Genomic DNA, 18890 nt, shown 5'->3' on the forward strand with positions numbered 1-18890 from the left:
ATCAATAAAAGTAAACGGACAACAATATTTATTAACGATCATCGGTATTAATAGAGAGGTAATCGCCACCCTACTGTATATATAACCGCCATTAAATTATCCTTATTTCAAAGACTAGCGGCTTATAAAGTTTTTTATAAACACAAGTTGTAAACAGTATTTTTGTTTTTGTTAGATTCAAATAATAAATTGTTTTTACTATATTTTATAACATTTTTAAACAGGGTATAAGAAACCGCGTTAACTTTATCTTGATAAGTTTTTAAAATTTTTTCCTAAGCATATTCCTTTCTAAATAATTAACAGCTAGTATGTAGAAATTATGTGGAAGAGGACGTATCCCTTTTCCGTCTGTAAGAGTACGAGGCGAGTATGGCACGCAGAACCAAATTGCAAACATTTGAAGTTGAAGTTGAAGAAGCCCTCACAAAAGCTATGAACTTTGATTTCAATGACACAGAATTTGAAACAATATCATCCAATAATTCTGAAAATATTGTTAATGTCGATGATCTGATTCAAAAAATTGCAATGGCAGAAGAAGAATTCTTTGCTGAAAACGGTACGTCAACTTTTGTTTCTAATATTCATGATGAAGCTGTTGTTGATAAATCCGTTGTTGAACAGCTTTTCACTCCAAAACCTTCACCTGATATTTCAGGTGGAACTGTTCATAATACATTGTTGTCTACAAAACTTCTTCCTGCAAATGATGATATAACAACCCCTGTAAATTTTGGACTATTAAAGCAGCGTTCTTCCTCTCGAGTCTACTGGTATACAACAGCGCTTAGTGCTTTATGGGCAACGGGAGGAGCTTTTATTGCGCATAAGCTCGCACCTACCGGACTCAGCTCCTTATCCAATATCAGCACTTTTGTTACATCCCCAACAGGACTCGCTGTAGCAGCCGGAACAGCAATTCCTATCCTTATATCTTGGGGCGTTGCTCAATTAACAAAACGTTCAAACGACTTGCATAACATTGCTCTTCTTATGACAAATGCTGCACAACGCCTTAGTGAACCACAACATTTATCTGAAAAACAAGCTATTGCTATAGGGCAAACCATTCGTGAAGAAGTAGCGGCAATGAACGAAGGTATTGAACGTACCCTCGGACGTGCTGTTGAACTTGAAGCAATCATACAAGGTGAAGTTCACAACCTAGAACAAGCCTATGCTGAGAATGAATCACGTATTCACACATTAATCAAAGAATTGAGCAATGAACGCATCGCCATTTTGAATCACGCAGATCGCGTACAATCAACAATTAAAGGAACCCAAGAACAACTGAGTGATGAATTTGGTTTAGTTACCTCTAAAATTGTAACCAATGTTGAAAAGCTTGCACAAACTCTCTCTCAAACTTTACAAAAACAAGGTGAAGACCTTGTTGAAAAGCTTTCCTATGCCGGTGATGGCGTAACAAATCAGCTTGTTGAAAAATTTAACGAAACAACAACACAAATTCAGCAGAAAAACACAGATTTTTTTCATGAATTAGGAAAAAACTTCGATGGTTTTGCAAAACGATTTGATCATAATGAAAAGCAAATAGAAAAAACCTTTAATGAAACAGCTGAAAAAGCGGAAGTACATGTTGCTAAAATTGCAACACATATACAGGCAGTAACAGATCAAACTTTGCACGCTGTCGATGAAAAGTTTAAAGCCTTGGATAAAGCTCTTATTGATCGTAATAATCAATCTCTACAGAATTTTGATGAGAAGATCTTAAAGCTCGACGACCAAGCACATAAACTCTCTTCTAAATTTGATAACGTAACCTCGCAAGCAATTGGAGCCTTTGAACAACGTTTAGCAACTGTTGATCTTTCTCTTAAAGAACATAGTGATTCGATCATTGATTCCTTTATAGAACGCAGTCAAGCTTTAGAAGATAATGCTGAAAAACTTGGTAACTTCTTGGAATCTCATGTCTTGAAAATAAATGAAAACCTCCAGGAAAAAACAGCAGACATTACCCATGCATTTACAAATGGACGTGAAGCTATTCTTTCTGCAATTGATAAAAGTAAAGAAAGTCTGAGAGAAGAAATTCAGTATGTCGACAATGCCATTGTTGATATCATACAAGAACGTTCACAAGATTTTAAAGTACAACTTTCTGATCAACGAGCTCTTATGGCAGACATGCTCGATAACGAGAAGAATAAAATTGCGGATACATTAAGAAATCAAATTGATGTCTTGTCCCAAAATACTTCTCATATTGAAAAAGTTTTGGCTGACAATATTCAAGTCGTTGATAAACAGGCTGAAAATCATATCACAAACATCATTCAATGCACTGAAAAACTACAAGATGTCATTGTACAAAGCTGCAATACAACCCAAGATGCTTTAGAAGCACAAGCGAGAAATATTGATATCCGTGCCGATGCTCTGCGTGACTCTTTAGCGATTAATAGTTTTTCTCTCAATGAAGTTCTTGCCGATCAAGCACGCACACTTGAGCAACGCATGGAAACAATCCATAACCTCATTGCAAAAAGTGATATACGTGTCGATGTTGCATTGAAACAACAAATAGATTTAGTTGAGAGTGCACTTGTTGCCAATAATAAGAACATTACTGAAACGGTTCAAGATCATATCAAAAACCTTGAAAGCCATGCCGAAATTTTAAAGAATACTCTCTCTCAATCGAGTGGTGTTTTCTTTGAAACCCTTGAAACACGTATGGAATCATTCGATACAGATCTAGAAGATCGTGCACACAAGATTTTTGAACGGACAACAACGCTAGAGGAAACATTATCTGAAAAATTTAGCCAAATCTGTGAAGCCATTGATATGCAAACATCTGTTATTGAGGAACGTTCTGACACGTTAAAAACGTCTCTCATGCTTAATAATGAGCAAAGTCAGATAATTCAACAAGCGCTGGAAAGCAGTGTTGACAATATGCGTGTAACCTTAGAAGACTCTGTTAATACAGTTACAGATAATCTGCATAACAAGATTATAAAAGCTTCTGATATTCTTTCTTCTACGAGTGAACAAATTCTTTCATCTGTTACAAATGTTACTGCACAAGCAGAAAATATTCTCTCAGAATCAGGCAATCGCATTGTATCAAATGTCAAAAAAACTGTTTATGATACCAGTGAAAAAGTTCTGTCCGTTCTGTCTGAACAAACAGCGCATACTGTCGAAGCTTTCGCAACAGCCAGTCATAATGCACAAGCATTATTGAATGAAACCATTCACACATCAACAACAGCAATAGAGCAAGTTCTTAATGAACGCTGTGATGTTCTTCATCACTCTATGCAAAATTTTAAAAATGATTTAGGGTATCAGCTCTCTGATGTAACGAGCCGTCTGGAAAATGCAGAAAATCAAACAGCAACACAAATTTCAAAACATGTTGGAAAAATAACAGAGCTGACAAATCACTTAAATCAAGCAGCGCAAAATACGACAGAATCAATAGATTCTTTAACACAGCATATCGGTGAACAACTCTCTCTCTCCACACAAGAAGCTGAACAAAGAATTTATGCACATAATGAATTTTTAGTGAATAGCTTAACCAAAGCTAACTCTGAAACAATTCAAACAATAACGGTTATGAAGGAAGAACTTGTTAATAATGTCTCATCCGTCTTAACACAGTTGAATCAATCAATTTACAATTTTCACGAAAATAGTAATGTTTTATTATCAGCTGTTCAAAATATTGATGGTCAGTTTAATGAGAGTGCAAATAATTTTTTCCGCAACACGGACCAAGTAGCAGAGCGTTTGTCAGCCTCAAATCAAGCGCTCAATAATAATGTTGAAATTCTGCAAGGACTTTCAAAGAATACCTTTGAACAAATTAATCATATAACGAGCAGTTTTGGTGAACATGCAAAAACACTTTCCCAAACTATTCATGTTCTTGAACAGTCTGAAAATTCACTTAGTGCAACACTTGAAGAAAAACATAATATGCTTTCTGTATTAAGCGATGCTCTTGTTTCAAAGTCTCATGAAATTAATCAATTGATTGGACATTATGAAAAAATCTTCAACTCAGCACTTGAACGCTCTGATAAGAATGCACGTAACTCCACAAATTCATTCCAACAATCACTTAATAGGCTTGTTAGTGAAGCATCGACGCGTTTTTCAGAAGCAGCAGAAGACATACGTCGCTCCGCTGATGAAGTTCGTTTAGAGCTTTCAAAGATTAATAATGATATCAATGAAAATGTTAAAAAACTTCCAGAAAAGACAAAAGAAACAACGCAAACAATTCGCACAGCTTTGAATGAACAGATTACAGCGTTACAAGATCTAGTCAGTGTTATACAAAATGATCAAAAGAGCGCAAAAAAACAGCTGATATCAGAATTTCCTGCATCATCAATGTTTAATCAAAGAAATGACAATTCCACTGAGTCCGTTAAAAAGATCGTACCACCTAAGCCTATTTTGCAACAAGATCAAAGCAAAAAAAGACCAAATAAATGGGTGTCAAATCTCTTAGAAAGAGCTTCACGTGAAGAAACGTTTTATGATGCTCCCCCTAGTGATGATGTTTTAACATCAGTGCAAACAAAACCATCTCCTGCAAACAGCTCTCTTAATTCATTAGCTTCTGGTATAGTGAAAGCTATTAATCACAATGCCATTGTTGAGCTATGGGATCATTATCAACGTGGACAAAAAAACATCGTAACAGAACGCCTTTATACCTTAAATGGACAAAAAATATTTGAAATGATTAAGAGAAAATATATGAGCGATTTTGAGTTTAAACGTTCAGTGAATCAATATGTTACAGATTTCGAAAAGCTCTTACGTGATATATCGCGTAGTTCTGGTTCTTCCAGCTCAGTTCGCAAATACCTGATATCAGATACCGGAAAAGTTTATACTATGCTTGCTCATGCAAGTGGTCGAATCCAATAAAAAAATAAGAAAAGTGGAAAAAGATATTTTTTCCACTTTTTTCCTCTCCAGTTGTTTTAATGGCTCATCGTAGAGTACTTTGCTTTCAACTACGGCTTTGTACTTCAAAGGCTGGAATAATTGGCATGCGGTTTTCTTTGATATCCTAAGCAATAACCCTAAAGAAGCGTAATGACTTATCAAACAACATATCACTTTAAGAATGATAAGCATATTTTCTATTTTCTTATCTTTTTCTTAACTCCTTTATTTTCCATAGTTTCATAAAGGTACAAAATAGGTAATAATTATTTTTGCTAATTGTGAAAAAATTCCATGCTCTTATATTAAAATAGCTCATAGAAACATTTCTATTTATTTTTCAAACGTTTTTTATCCACACATTACTCTCGTTTGAATTATGTAATTGAATATTTTTTATTATATTAGGTGAATTTTAAATAAAAGAATCTTATTGTATTCAAATTTCTCATTCAACATACGAAATGATGCATTATAAATTATAAAGAAAAGCGTTATGCGAAATATATGATTTTCATGTATAAAATCCGCAATTACAGCCATTTCAGCCACATCTTTGTTTATTAAAACACATAATTATCAGTATATAAAAGATACAGCTTTCACTATTAAGAATCCAATTGAACAACATAACTTTCATTCTCAACTTTCCAGTTTCCTTTAAAATAGCGGAATAAACAATTTATAAATTACAAATTGTTATTTAAAATTTTTTCTACCTCCGTATAAAAATTTAAATAAAATATATATTTTATAAAAAATGGATGAAATTGATAGGAACCGTTCTTCTGTTCTTTCCTTATTTTGTAAACATTGCAAAAAAATAATGGCTTGATAATGTAATCGTTAGAAAATATTTTATTTTTTTGTAAAATAATCAACTTTTACGAGTTTTATTAAGGAAAGAAAAACAAATGTGCTGCTATCAATGAAATTATTCATGCACACAAACAAAAAGAATCATCAAACTGGTTTTACGATCCAGAAGAATTTGCTCATGCTCATGCATTTTGATATTCAGAGAAATGAGGATCTATTAGTGGACAAAACCTTATCGTAGATGGAACATCTCATATACACATACGCTAACTTGGATATCATAAAAATGTCTAGAGAACGAAATAGTGATTTCAGTTCACCAAAAGCTGAACTTGACAGTGCCGCACTTTTTTATCACCAACACCCAAAACCTGGAAAATTGGAAATACAAGCAACAAAACCTCTTGATAATCAACGTGATTTAGCTCTTGCTTATTCTCCAGGCGTTGCAGCACCATGTCTTGCGATTCATGAAGATCCCAATCTTGCTGCTCAATATACCTCCCGTGCTAATTTAGTCGCTGTTATATCCAATGGAACTGCTGTTCTTGGTTTAGGAAACATTGGTCCACTCGCTTCAAAGCCAGTTATGGAAGGCAAAGCCGTTTTATTTAAAAAATTTGCGAATATTGATGTTTTTGATATTGAAATTGATGCATCCGATATAGAACAAATGGTACAAACGATATCAACCTTAGAACCTACATTCGGTGGTATTAATCTTGAAGACATTAAGGCTCCTGAATGTTTTGATATCGAAGAAAAGCTTCGTGCTAAAATGAATATTCCAGTTTTTCATGATGACCAACATGGAACTGCCATTATTGTTTCTGCAGCTGTATTAAATGCCTTAACTCTTTCAGGAAAAAAAATTGAAAATGCAAAAATAGTTACCTCAGGTGCAGGTGCTGCTGCCCTAGCTTGTCTTAATCTTTTGGTTCGTCTTGGGGCGAAAGTTGAAAATATTTGGCTTAGTGACTTAGAGGGGGTTGTTTATGAAGGTCGCAAGACCCTTATGGATCGTTGGAAAATCAATTACGCACAAAAAACGGACGCACGAACTTTATCTGATATTATTGATGATGCGGATATTTTTCTAGGCCTATCTGCGGGTGGTGTTTTAAAGCCTGAATATCTTAAAAGAATGGCTCAAAATCCACTCATTTTAGCGCTGGCTAATCCAGTACCAGAAATTATGCCTGAAGAAGCACGCTCTATACGACCAGATGCAATGATCTGTACAGGACGCTCTGATTATCCCAATCAAGTTAATAATGTCCTTTGTTTTCCCTATATCTTCCGTGGTGCATTAGACGTAGGTGCTTGTGCAATTAATGAAGAAATGAAAATGGCCGCTGTTCATGCGATTGCTGCCCTTGCACGTGAAGAAACTTCAGATGTTGTAGCACGTGCATACTCAAAAGAACCACCCAATTTTGGACCAGACTATCTGATCCCCTCTCCTTTTGATCCGCGTTTAATACTGCGTATTGCTCCCGCTGTTGCTAAAGCAGCAATGGCAACTGGTGTTGCCATTCGTCCCATTGAAGATATGGAAGCCTACTATGATATCCTCAATCGATTTGTCTTTCTTTCTGGTTTAACAATGAAACCTGTTTTTGCTGCAGCAAAAACAGCAAAACGTAAACGCGTCATCTATGCTAATGGTGAAGATGAACGCGTCCTTCGTGCAGCACAAGTTGTCATTGAAGAACAAACCGCAACGCCTCTCCTTATCGGCCGTCCACATGTCGTAGAAGCGAGATTAAAACGCTTTGGTTTAAGAATTCGTCCTGGTATAGATTTTGAATTAACCAACCCTGAAGATGATCCACGTTTTCGTGATTATGTTAATTTATTTTTTCATTATACAGGAAGGCGTGGTGTTACGCCTGAAATGGCAAAAACAGTAGTAAGAACATCAACAACGGCTATTGCTGCCCTTGCCGTCATGCGTGAAGAAGCAGATGCAATGATTTGCGGCTTAGAAGGACGTTTTGAACGTCAACTTGAATTGATTGAACAAATTATCGGTCTTGATCCTAATGTTCATCGTTTTTCTGCTATGAGTTTGCTTATCTCTCAACAACGTACTCTTTTCCTCACAGATACTTACGTCAACGAAAATCCTTCTGCAGAAGAAATCGCTGAAATGACTGTATTGGCAGCTCAAGAAGTTGAAGCATTTGGAATAACACCAAAAGCAGCCTTATTATCACACTCAAACTTTGGTTCTAAAAACACAGAAAGTGCGCGTAAAATGCGACGTGCAACAGAAATTCTTGCCAAATTACACCCTGATTTAGAAGCAGACGGTGAAATGCATGGTGATTCTGCCCTTTCCAAAGTTTTTCGTGATCGTGTTTTTCCTGATTCTCGTCTTAAAAGTGAAGCTAATTTGCTTGTCTTTCCAACACTTGATGCAGCCAATATCACGCTCAACACTGTTAAAAGCCTCACAAATGCACTCCATGTTGGTCCTATTCTAATCGGGGCAGCACGTCCCGCCCATATCTTAACGCCCTCAGTAACTTCACGGGGAGTTGTTAATATAACAGCCCTTGCTGTCCTTGCAGCCAATAGAAAAAATAGTCTCGTAAAATAAATGCGCAATAAAATTTCAAAGTTTTTTAAATATTGAGATATAGCGTTTCATGTACTGTAAACCTCTTTTCTCTATAGAGAAAGATAGCTATATTCTGGATTAAGTCTTTTTTTTTAAGAGAAAAAAGGCTAGAAGAACGATATTAAATGTATTTTGAATTTACTAACTCTATAATAAGGAATCCGTACATTGCCTTCCACGTTTGATAAAGTTGCTGATATCATTGCAGAAATCAGTGAAATTGATCGCGATACAATTACACCAGAAAGTCATACAATTGACGATCTAGGAATCGACAGTCTTGATTTTCTTGATATTGTTTTCGCTATTGATAAAGCTTTCGGAATAAAAGTCCCTCTAGAACAATGGACACAAGAAGTCAACGAAGGTACTGTTGCAACAGAAGAATACTTTGTTCTTAAAAACCTTTGTGCAAAAATTGATGATCTCGTTGCCTTAAAACAGGCGGAGTAATTTTTTCACCATGCATGATCAATCTGTATTCATCACTGGTATAGGCCTCATAAGCTCTCTGGGGGAAGGAGTTGATCAACATTGGAATCTCTTAAATGATCCAATCCGTACACCAAACCTAGATTGTACAACTTTTTCACCCTACACGGTTCATAAATTGCCCGAAATTGATTGGAGTTTACAAATTCCTAAAAAAAGTGATCAACGGCAAATGGGAACATGGCAGCGTCTTGGTACCTATGCGGCTGGTCTTGCTCTTGATGATGCTGGCATGAAAAATGATGAACACCTCACTTCAACAATGGACATGATTGTAGCAGCAAGTGGAGGAGAGCGTGATATTACTGTTGATACACAGATTCTTTCTAAAGCGCGCGCAGTTGCCGATCATGCCTCTATGTTAAATGTTGCTCTTTCAACCGAACTTCGTCCAACATTATTTTTGGCACAACTTTCAAACCTTTTGGCAGGAAACATTTCAATTGTTCATAAAGTCACTGGATCATCTCGTACATTTATGGGAGAAGAAGGCAGTGGGCTTTCTGCTCTTCAAATTGCTGTAGCTCGCATTAAATCAGGTCAAAGTACCCATGCTCTTGTAGGAGGTTCCTATAATGCACAAAGTTATGATATGTTGTTGGCGCATGAACTTGGTGGTCTTTTAACCCATAATGGATGGAGCCCAGTGTGGGATCGTAAAATCCACCCCGGCGGCGGTATCATAGCCGGTTCTGGTGGTATCTTCCTAGTTCTTGAAAGTGGAGAACATGCAAAAAAGCGCAACGCACGTGCTTATGCTGAAATTAGCCAAATTATTACAAACCAAACAGATAGAACCAAAATTCCACTTAGAGAATCAATTGCAACAATGTTAAAAACTGCGGGCGCTAAATCTGCCCTAGCCATTTCAGCAGCCTCAGGAGCTCACGAAGCAACAAAAGCAGAACAAAATGCTCTTGATAATGCTGATCTATCTTACCGTGGCATTACAACATTATTTGGTTATATGCGGGAAGCACAATTTCCTCTAGCTCTAGCTCTTGCAGCACTTTCAATTGAAAAAAAACACAGTTTTCCAGCGTTAAGTCCTCATGAAAAACCTTTTTCTAAAGAAGTACGTGAAATATTTGTTACAACTATTGGTATAAAAAGAGCTGAAGGTATTGTGCGTCTTACAGCTGTTTGAAGGGAATTTCTATAGTGAAATATCATGATCATTTTGGACGTCCACTTGTAGCAATAACTGGGGCAGGCATCGTCACATCACTGGGACAAGGAAAACATGAAAATTGGCAAAAATTAACAAGCGGTGTAAGCGGTATCCACAAAATAACACGTTTTCCCGTTGAGGGATTAAATACATATATTGCTGGAACAATTGATTTTCTCAAAGAAAGTACACTTGGTGCTTCAGCTCTTTCTGAGAAGCTTGCACATCTTTCCGCTGAAGAAGCTTTGGAACAAGCTGCTGTTGATAAAAAAAATTTTAATGGACCACTCTTTCTAGCTGCTCCTCCTGTTGAACTTGAATGGACCGCACGTTTTAGTCTTGATCAAGAGGACGAATTCAATGGTGAACCTTCTTATGCACACCTTCTTAAAGTCTGTAAGAATAAACTCCATGAAACGCTTTTTGAAGCCACACAATTTGGTGCAATTGCAGAAAAACTTCAAAAAACATTTGGCACAAAAGGACTTCCTGTTACACTTTCCACTGCTTGTGCATCTGGTGCAACAGCAATTCAATTAGGAGTTGAATCTATTAGACGGGGAGAGACAAATCGAGCTCTCATAATTGCGACAGATGGATCAGTTTCAGCTGAATCTCTCATCCGTTTTTCGTTACTATCTGCTCTTTCAACCCAAAATGAGCCTGCTGAAAAAGCAGCAAAACCCTTTAGCCGTGATCGGGATGGATTTGTTATGGCAGAAGGCTCAGGTGCTTTTGTTCTTGAATCTCTTCAAAGCGCATTAAACCGTAATGCTACAGTTTTAGGAATTTTAGCTGGCTGTGGAGAAACAGCCGATGATTTTCACCGTACTCGTTCAAAACCCGATGCATCACCAGCAATTGAATCCATCCGCAAAGCTTTAGATGATGCAAAAATAACCATCAATGAAATTGATTATATTAATGCACATGGAACTTCCACACCTGAAAATGAGAAAATGGAATATCTTGCATTATCAACAGTATTCGGTGATCTTTTAGAGCATATTCCAGTCTCTTCTAATAAATCAATGATTGGGCATACATTAACTGCTGCTGGTGCAATAGAAGCGGTTTTTTCGCTTTTAACCATTCAATCGGGGATACTTCCACCTACAATAAATTATGATAATCCTGACCCTGATATCCCTTTAGATGTTGTTCCTCATCATAGCCGTAAAGCCTGTGTCAATGCAGTTTTGTCCAACTCATTTGGATTTGGTGGTCAAAATATGAGTCTTGTCATCACTGCATATAAAGGATAATCCTTTAATAATAAAATTTTATAACGCTAACCTAATAACATATTTAAAGGGAATGGTAATGCGTGCACTGCAACTCTTCGATGATCGTCGGCTTGAAATCACTAATATTTCCCCGCCATCTTCACCTAGTCTAGGTGAAGTAACTGTGCGGATAAAAGCCGTTGCTCTTAATCATATTGATGTATGGGGATGGCGTGGCATGGCTTTTGCGAAAAGAAAAATGCCCCTCATCATTGGTGCAGAAGCCTCTGGTGAAGTTATACAAATAGGAGATGGCGTTGAACATCTCCAACTTGGACAGATTGTCTCAATTTATGGTGCACAAACCTGCGGAGTATGCCAAGCTTGTCATGAAGGACGAGATAATCTTTGCAGTCATGTAAAGGGAGTCTACGGTTTTCACCTTGATGGATTTGCGTGTGAGCTTGTCAATTTGCCAGCACGTTTATTAGTTCCATCACCTCCCCAATGTGATGAATTGCAGGCAGCGGTTGCTCCAATTACTTTTGGTACCGTAGAACATATGCTTTTCGATAACGCAAAACTACAAGCAGGAGAAACAATCCTGATACAGGCTGGTGGTTCAGGTATTGGCTCTGCAGCCATTCAACTTGCAAAACACATGGGCTGTACAGTTATCACAACTGTAGGTTCAGATGAAAAAATTGCAAAAGCACACTCTCTTGGAGCAGATCATGTGATTAATTATCGTAAAGATCGTTTTGAAGGTGTGGTGCGTAAATTAACCCAAAAAAAAGGTGTTGACGTTGTTTTTGAGCATGTTGGTGTAGATACATGGAACGGTTCTTTGTTATGTATGAAAAAAGGAGCACGCTTAGTGACTTGCGGCTCTACCTCTGGTGTTTCAGCACCAATAAATCTCATGCAATTATTCCAACAACAACTTAAGATATTCGGTTCATTTGGCTGCCGTATGGAAAATATGAAAAATGCCATGCAAAAAATGGCAGAAAAAACTGTACACCCTGTCATTGATACAATTGTTGAGCTTGATGAAATTGATACAGCTTTAAAACGAATGGAGAGCCGTGATGTTTTTGGTAAAATTATCCTTAAAATCGATTAAATCATGATGAAGCTTTCTCTTAAAAATCTCATATATCTTATTAAAATTATAGCTAAAAAAATATCCTACTTGTTATGGGCATATCTGCTCTTTGGTTCTTTATTTATTCTAAAATGCTTTCCTGCCAAAATGGGAGTCTCTTTTTTTTCTTGGTTGGTAAAAAAAATTGGTCCCCTTTTACATCGTCATCAAATCACACTTAAAAATCTTAGAGGTGCATATCCAGAAAAAACAGAGCAAGAACTCCATGCAATTGCAATAGAAATGTGGGAAAATATAGGACGTTTCCTAGCCGAATATATTTTTCTTGATAAAATTTTTGATTTTGATCCTCATGCAGACGAGCCAGGTTTCATTGAGGTTAAAGGCGTTGAAATATTTGAGCGATTAAAAAATGAAAAAAAACCACATATTTTTTTCACCGCACATACTGGAAATTTTGAACTTCTGCCTATTTGTGCACAAAGTTTTGATCTTAATGTTACAGTATTATTTAGACCACCCAATAATCCCTATGTTGCCAAACGAGTCCTTAAAGCACGACAAACTTCTATGGGGCATCTTATTCCCTCCAAGGCCGGTGCAGCATGGGCATTAGCAGCCAAATTAGAAAAAGGTGAAAATGTTGGTATGCTCGTTGATCAAAAATTTCGCCGCGGTATCATGGGAACATTTTTTAACAGACCTCTTAAAACAAATCCCTTAATTATAAAACTCGCTCGACAATATGACTGTGATATTTATCCAGCACGTTGTATTCGTTTGCCTAATGGACGTCATCGTTTAGAGTTATATGAACATATAGAACTTCCACGTGATGAAAAAAATGATATCGATATAGCTGCTTCTACGCAAAAATTAAATGATATTGTTGAATCTTGGGTCCGTGAATATCCTGGACAATGGATGTGGTTACATAGACGTTGGGACACCTAACATAAGGCTCTATTGCTTACAAAGGAAGTGCAAATGTTAGCTTCAAAAGACATCAAAGATCTCATTGCAATTATCACTGCATTACGAAATTCTGATAGCGGTTGTATCTGGCATAAAAAACAAACTTTTGAATCCCTCATACCCTATATGCTCGAAGAAGTTTACGAAGTAATCGATGCCATTGAACGAAAAAACCGAAAGGATCTCTGTGAAGAACTTGGAGATCTTCTTGTACAAGTTATCTATCATGCTACCATTGCACAAGAAGAAGGCAGCTTTACTTTTGAAGATGTTGTTTATGCAATCACGGCAAAAATGATTCGACGCCATCCTCACGTTTTTGGAAATGCCGAGCAAAAAAAACGAGGATTTATAAAAGAAGAGTGGGAATATATAAAAAAAAGAGAACAGGTTGAACAAAAAAAATTGCGCGAAGAAAAAAACAACAATTCCTCCACAAGCATACTCGCACAAGTAAAACAAATCCAGCCAGCAAACCAAGAGGCACTTGCTTTACAAGAAGCAGCAGCTAAAGTAGGTTTTGATTGGAAAAAAAGTGATAAAGTTTTTGAAAAAATAGAAGAAGAACTCGAAGAGCTCAAAGAAGCCATCAAAAATAAACAAAATTCAGAGATAGAAGCAGAGTTTGGAGATGTCTACTTTATTCTCCTTAATCTCGCACGCCACTTAGCGATTGATCCACAAAAAGCATTAAAAAAAACGAATATAAAATTTCGAAACCGTTTTGCCTATATTGAAGAAAAGCTATCCACTCAATCTAAAACACTCACTGACGCATCCTTGAATGAAATGGAAGCACTTTGGAAACAAGCTAAAAATGAACAATAAAAATATTAGATTTTTTCTACCTCAAAGAACAAGTCCCTCTAAAATTACTGAATTATAATTCAGCTCAGCTCAATTTGTTTTATATTGATCCTGCGTAGCAGGACGAAGTTCCACCGATTCGCCACACCCACATGCTGAAACTTGATTAGGATTTTTAAAGACAAAACCAGAACGAAGCGTTGTCACTTCATAATCCATCTGCGCCCCTAATAAAAATAATACCGCATCATGTGCTACGAAAACACGGGCACCATTCACTTCAACAACATCCGCATCTATCCCCTTTTCTTTGACAAGAGTAATTGTATACTCCATCCCTGCACAACCACCTTTTTTGATACCAACAAGAATACCCTGTGCATCTTTTGCATCCATAATCGCTTTAACACGATCCACTGCTGCTTCCGTCAAATTTATTACCGAAAAACGGCTCATGGTTTACTCTTTTCTTAGTTCAATAAACACTTTGAAAGTTTTTCCTCTATAATATTGTATCTAGTATTTTAGAAAAAAAACAACAAAACCTAAATTAAAGTATTCTGACCTTGTTTATTTGGATAAAAATGCGTACCCATAAAATGAGATTTATGATTATACAATCCAGAACTTACAATTTTTTGTCCACATAAAACACAAAATACTTCGTCTATAAAAACTCTAAACAAAGGAAAACGTTTCAATACCATACATTCACTCCTCTCCTTTTAAAAATCTTTATCTTTTTAGAAAAGTAACGATTAGATAAGGAAAAAATATACCCCCCGTACTCATTTTCTCCCCTCCTTCTCCAATTCATACCCCTAAATCCACCAATCTTACCCCTTCACAAAATGATTACAAAGAATTTTACAGATTTGTTACGTATCTTGAATTGATAACAAGATATTGATGTCCAAAATTTTTTACTTTCAAAAGCTCTAAGTGCAAGAGCATTTTAGATTTTATTCTGTTTATTTTTTCTCTTGCCTTTAAAGAAACAGTCATTTAATCGTTTTACACAAACTCGGAGCGTAGCGCAGCTTGGTAGCGCACTTGACTGGGGGTCAAGGGGTCGTGGGTTCAAATCCCGCCGCTCCGACCATTTTTCAAATGCTATAAAATAAAAAATAAGCTTACTTAAAAAGTGGATTATTATGCATTTCAATTAGCACATACATGAATTTTTTCTTCAACGTAAAATAATGTGCAATAACATTTTATCACAAACTCGAAATAAGCTGTTTTATTAAAATAAGCTTCGTTCTTAGGAAAACACACACACGAAACGCGAGACCTTTTGCCTCGCGTTTTTTATTCTTCAGAAAAATTTATAATTATTCGGTCTTATATTTTCTAAATTTTCCTACACGACAATGTCGCTATTATCATTTTTTGTAATGGATGGTGACATCTGTACGGTTATCTTTTTGGGTTTTAATTCAGCTGGCATTTCCCTTTTAAGCTGAATATGAAGAAGCCCATCTCCAAGTTCTGCTCCAATAACCTTAACATGATCAGCCAAATGAAAACGCCGTTCAAAAGCACGCGAAGCAATGCCTCGATAAAGGAATTCTCGCTCTTCATCATCATTTTCAGACTTTCTGTTTCCCTTAACGATCAGCTGGTTACAATGCGTTTCAATATCAATTTCATCTTGAGAAAAACCAGCAACAGCCATAGAAATTCTATAAGAATCTTCAGTTAAACGCTCGATATTATAAGGGGGATAAGAAGAAACTTCATCTGGTTGTCTTCTAGAATCAAACCAGTTAAAAAGATGATCAAAACCTACTGTGGAACGATAAAATGGTGAAAAATCTACTTGACGCATAATATTGCCCTCCTCTAGAGCGACTATAATTTATAATTAATTCACAAAGTTCCCAAATGGCAAACTTACTTGTGAACCTGCGGCCCCATCATGGCAACCACACTATATTATCTGGTAATTGTTTTTCTTTATTTCAACTCTTTGGAACCTAAATTGATAAAAACTATCTAAAAAGCAATATACCCCTTTTTAAATCCTTTTTCTTCATTACATAAATGTCAAAGTCCTCTCATTATCTCACGTTGCACTAAGCGGCAAATACACTGTAAAGGATTTCAATTGGAAACACCTATTTATCCCATAGACTGGGCTTCCACTCCTCCTAATATCCATCATGGTACTCTTAAAATAGCAATAGATCACGAAATTCGTTTTGCGATAACATATCCTGAGGTGGAAAAATCTAAGGGAACAATTGTTATTCTCAAAAGCTACGCAAGTACTTTAGAAAAATATTTTTTATTAATAAATGAAATTTCTAAACGCGGTTTTCATACAGCAATATTTGACTGGTTTGATCAAGAAAAAAAATCCTTCAAGATAAGAAAACAAAGCCGACATCATTGTTTTGATATAAATAATGATATTAATGACTTATATAAATTTCTTAAAAATATTGTTTATCCTAATTGTCCGCCTCCTTACTCTATGCTCGCCTATGGTATAGGTGGATTGATAGCACTTAGCGGATTAGATCTCATTAATTATCAGTTTAATAAATTGCTCTGTGTTTCTCCCCTTTTTGCTCCATTCGGTAATAAAACGAATGGTTTTCAACATAAATTAACACAATTTCTTTCTGATATAGGTCTTGGCTTTATACCAGCGAAAGATGGGAAAAAATTAAACAAAAAAAAACAAAACAATATAAAATCGGAACACATGCATAAAGTGCCGTTCCATTCCATTAAGCCCCCAACATCCCAATGGATGGCATCGGTATTTAATGCGATCGATTCTATGAAGAGAAATGTACTCCACGGAGATTTACGAATTCCAACACTCTTTATTCTAGCCAATCAAAACAATATTGCAAACAACATTGAAGTGCGGCAATTATGCCAACACACACGCCTGACAGAAAGTATTACTATTACAGGCGCTAAACTGGATACAATTATGGTTAACGAAAATTATAAAAAGCAATTTTGGGCTGCATTTGATGCATTTATTCCCGATAATGTATTTGTAAAATAACACTAAATCTTAATTTCCGCTCCACCCCATAAAAAAGAAAATTTCTACGAGCGTTGGATCTACAAACACTTTTTAATATAATGGATTTTACTTTCCAACCACTCATATGATTCGTTTTCTAGCCTCTACAGGCAAGCCATGACCTAAATATTTACCACGCATTCTAATAAAAAACTAATATACAAAGTATATCGTTACATTAAACAAAATTATTTTACATCATAAAAAATAACTTAATAAAAAAATATTTTGTATAATTAATAAAATGAAGATAATAAATCTACATTAATATAACATGATACATATTTATAAATAAAACATCAAAATACTATTTTTGATCTATTATTAAGTGTTAATTTAATATTATATCTAGAAAAATAATAGTTTTCATCTATTTAAGGAAAAAACTGAAAATAAAGCGCACTTATAATATTTATTACAAATCTCTATAAAAACAAATAACTATGAAATTTCTATTTCTTAAGAGAATTTTTAAAAAACAATAAATTAACATAATATTCTTCTAATTTCTCTATATAGCAAGTCCCTACAGTAACGGTTTTCATAAGTTTTTTAATGAAATTCTGATAATAATCAGCGAATTTAAAAGAAAAGATAGCAATGAATCATCTTAAAAGTTTTAGAGAACCTCTTCTTTTTTCAAAATCACATATATTTTGAATTTAACCAACTCACAACGAATATGCTGTATTCTGAATAAGAATGTAAGAATTAACCATTTTGCCATTCATTTCAATTATGAGCATTTTACCGTCTTTTTTATAAATACTCTATATTGTATAATTGATGCGGCAAAACTCTGACAAATGGAGCCATTGGAACATAATCATGAAACGAATCCTGCTCGCAGAAGATGATAACGATATGCGTCGCTTTCTCGTAAAAGCCTTAGAACGTGCAGGCTACGAAGTCGCCGATTTCGATAATGGTATTAGCGCGTATGAACGTTTACAAGAAGAGCCATTTTCCCTTCTCTTGACTGATATTGTGATGCCAGAGATGGATGGAATCGAACTCGCACGACGTGCTACTGAGATTGACCCTGATTTACGAGTAATGTTCATTACAGGTTTTGCAGCGGTAGCACTCAATTCAAATAGTGATGCCCCTCCTGATGCAAAGGTTCTCTCTAAGCCATTTCACTTACGTGAACTCGTCAATGAGGTTGAAAAGATCCTTATCGCTGCTTAAAAAGTATTTTTTTAAGTTATTTGCATCTCTTGAAAGAGAAAACGAAATTAGGCATTGACGTTTATCATTCTATATGGTGTATGCAACATCAATGAATGGGCGTGTAGCTCAGCGGGAGAGCACTACGTTGACATCGTAGGGGTCACAGGTTCAATCCCTGTCACGCCCACCAGATTCTTTTTCTTATCCTATAACTTGCTGTATTTATACATCTTTTTTACTGTGAGGGATGTCTGAATAAAGTTAGAGGAATAGGGTTTTTTAACATTTCTCTACAAAGGTAGCATTTTTCTCTCTTTTTGATTCGCGAATTACTTCTGGTATTTGTTTGAATTTTTCTAAATCCTCTTGTGTAAAAATATCTATAAATCTAGAAAACATGCCAACAATTTCACGCCTCAACAGATCAGAAGTCTTGATTGTAAAACTTGTGCGACAAGCATCCGATTCTCTTCTCAAAATTTCTGCTACCC

General features: G+C 35.8%; 12 protein-coding genes, 2 tRNA genes and 1 pseudogene. 12 read left to right on the forward strand and 3 right to left on the reverse strand.

The window, feature by feature from the left end; translation table 11 throughout:
• Positions 1-372 precede the first annotated feature (372 nt).
• The 8 genes from ACFIKY_RS03920 (at position 373) to mazG (ending at position 14198) form a co-directional block, all read left to right on the forward strand.
• Positions 373-4932: a hypothetical protein gene (locus tag ACFIKY_RS03920; RefSeq protein WP_375636048.1), complete on the forward strand. Its 4560-nt coding sequence runs from the start codon at positions 373-375 to the stop codon at positions 4930-4932.
• A gap of 1126 nt (positions 4933-6058) precedes the next feature.
• Positions 6059-8377 (forward strand): NADP-dependent malic enzyme, encoded by a 2319-nt coding sequence (locus tag ACFIKY_RS03925; RefSeq protein ID WP_375636047.1) that lies wholly within the window; start codon positions 6059-6061, stop codon positions 8375-8377.
• Between the two features lie 189 nt (positions 8378-8566).
• On the forward strand, positions 8567-8851 hold the full coding sequence (locus ACFIKY_RS03930) for an acyl carrier protein (RefSeq protein WP_015856464.1): 285 nt from the start codon (positions 8567-8569) through the stop codon (positions 8849-8851).
• A gap of 10 nt (positions 8852-8861) precedes the next feature.
• On the forward strand, positions 8862-10037 hold the full coding sequence (locus tag ACFIKY_RS03935; protein ID WP_375636046.1) for a beta-ketoacyl-ACP synthase: 1176 nt from the start codon (positions 8862-8864) through the stop codon (positions 10035-10037).
• 14 nt (positions 10038-10051) lie between these two features.
• On the forward strand, positions 10052-11326 hold the full coding sequence (locus tag ACFIKY_RS03940) for a beta-ketoacyl-ACP synthase (protein WP_375636045.1): 1275 nt from the start codon (positions 10052-10054) through the stop codon (positions 11324-11326).
• A 58-nt stretch (positions 11327-11384) separates the two neighbouring features.
• Positions 11385-12413 carry a zinc-binding dehydrogenase gene (locus ACFIKY_RS03945; RefSeq protein ID WP_375636044.1) on the forward strand — a complete coding sequence of 343 codons (1029 nt, stop codon included), beginning with the start codon at positions 11385-11387 and terminating at the stop codon, positions 12411-12413.
• Between the two features lie 6 nt (positions 12414-12419).
• Positions 12420-13349, forward strand: a complete 930-nt coding sequence (locus tag ACFIKY_RS03950) for a lipid A biosynthesis lauroyl acyltransferase (protein WP_375636125.1) — start codon at positions 12420-12422, stop codon at positions 13347-13349.
• 33 nt (positions 13350-13382) lie between these two features.
• The gene (gene mazG, locus ACFIKY_RS03955; protein ID WP_375661434.1) at positions 13383-14198 is read left to right on the forward strand and encodes a nucleoside triphosphate pyrophosphohydrolase; all 816 of its coding nucleotides are present in this window, start codon (positions 13383-13385) and stop codon (positions 14196-14198) included.
• Positions 14199-14267: 69 nt separating this feature from the next.
• On the opposite strand, the gene ACFIKY_RS03960 is transcribed toward mazG, so the two are convergent.
• Positions 14268-14633 (reverse strand): iron-sulfur cluster assembly accessory protein, encoded by a 366-nt coding sequence (locus ACFIKY_RS03960; protein WP_375636042.1) that lies wholly within the window; start codon positions 14631-14633, stop codon positions 14268-14270.
• 569 nt (positions 14634-15202) lie between these two features.
• On the opposite strand from ACFIKY_RS03960, the gene ACFIKY_RS03965 reads away from it, so the two are divergent.
• Positions 15203-15279, forward strand: a tRNA-Pro gene (locus ACFIKY_RS03965).
• 261 nt (positions 15280-15540) lie between these two features.
• Here ACFIKY_RS03965 and ACFIKY_RS03970 read toward each other — a convergent pair.
• Positions 15541-16008 carry an Hsp20 family protein gene (locus ACFIKY_RS03970; RefSeq protein ID WP_273788169.1) on the reverse strand — a complete coding sequence of 156 codons (468 nt, stop codon included), beginning with the start codon at positions 16006-16008 and terminating at the stop codon, positions 15541-15543.
• A gap of 279 nt (positions 16009-16287) precedes the next feature.
• Between ACFIKY_RS03970 and ACFIKY_RS03975 the strand changes: the two genes are divergently transcribed.
• The 3 genes from ACFIKY_RS03975 to ACFIKY_RS03985 all read left to right on the forward strand — a co-directional run bounded on the left by ACFIKY_RS03975 (position 16288) and on the right by ACFIKY_RS03985 (position 18589).
• Positions 16288-17205 (forward strand): alpha/beta hydrolase, encoded by a 918-nt coding sequence (locus ACFIKY_RS03975; RefSeq protein WP_375636041.1) that lies wholly within the window; start codon positions 16288-16290, stop codon positions 17203-17205.
• Between the two features lie 849 nt (positions 17206-18054).
• A complete protein-coding gene (cpdR, locus tag ACFIKY_RS03980; protein ID WP_005773448.1) occupies positions 18055-18417 on the forward strand; it encodes a cell cycle two-component system response regulator CpdR in 363 nt (120 codons plus the stop codon).
• A 97-nt stretch (positions 18418-18514) separates the two neighbouring features.
• A tRNA-Val gene (locus ACFIKY_RS03985) sits at positions 18515-18589 on the forward strand.
• Between the two features lie 89 nt (positions 18590-18678).
• Here the strand turns inward: ACFIKY_RS03985 and ACFIKY_RS03990 are convergent.
• Positions 18679-18890: pseudogene (locus ACFIKY_RS03990) on the reverse strand (XRE family transcriptional regulator); the annotation flags it as partial.

This window comes from Bartonella sp. CR127HXZ (assembly GCF_042194555.1).
In the GTDB taxonomy this organism is placed as follows: domain Bacteria; phylum Pseudomonadota; class Alphaproteobacteria; order Rhizobiales; family Rhizobiaceae; genus Bartonella; species Bartonella grahamii.

Coding starts and splice junctions, on each gene's coding strand:
- ACFIKY_RS03970 (WP_273788169.1), bottom strand. CDS start 16,008: ATGCGTCAAGTAGATTTTTCACCATTTTATCGTTCCACAGTAGGTTTT.
- ACFIKY_RS03945 (WP_375636044.1), top strand. CDS start 11,385: ATGCGTGCACTGCAACTCTTCGATGATCGTCGGCTTGAAATCACTAAT.
- ACFIKY_RS03920 (WP_375636048.1), top strand. CDS start 373: ATGGCACGCAGAACCAAATTGCAAACATTTGAAGTTGAAGTTGAAGAA.
- ACFIKY_RS03950 (WP_375636125.1), top strand. CDS start 12,420: ATGAAGCTTTCTCTTAAAAATCTCATATATCTTATTAAAATTATAGCT.
- ACFIKY_RS03925 (WP_375636047.1), top strand. CDS start 6,059: ATGTCTAGAGAACGAAATAGTGATTTCAGTTCACCAAAAGCTGAACTT.
- cpdR (WP_005773448.1), top strand. CDS start 18,055: ATGAAACGAATCCTGCTCGCAGAAGATGATAACGATATGCGTCGCTTT.
- ACFIKY_RS03960 (WP_375636042.1), bottom strand. CDS start 14,633: ATGAGCCGTTTTTCGGTAATAAATTTGACGGAAGCAGCAGTGGATCGT.
- mazG (WP_375661434.1), top strand. CDS start 13,383: ATGTTAGCTTCAAAAGACATCAAAGATCTCATTGCAATTATCACTGCA.
- ACFIKY_RS03935 (WP_375636046.1), top strand. CDS start 8,862: ATGCATGATCAATCTGTATTCATCACTGGTATAGGCCTCATAAGCTCT.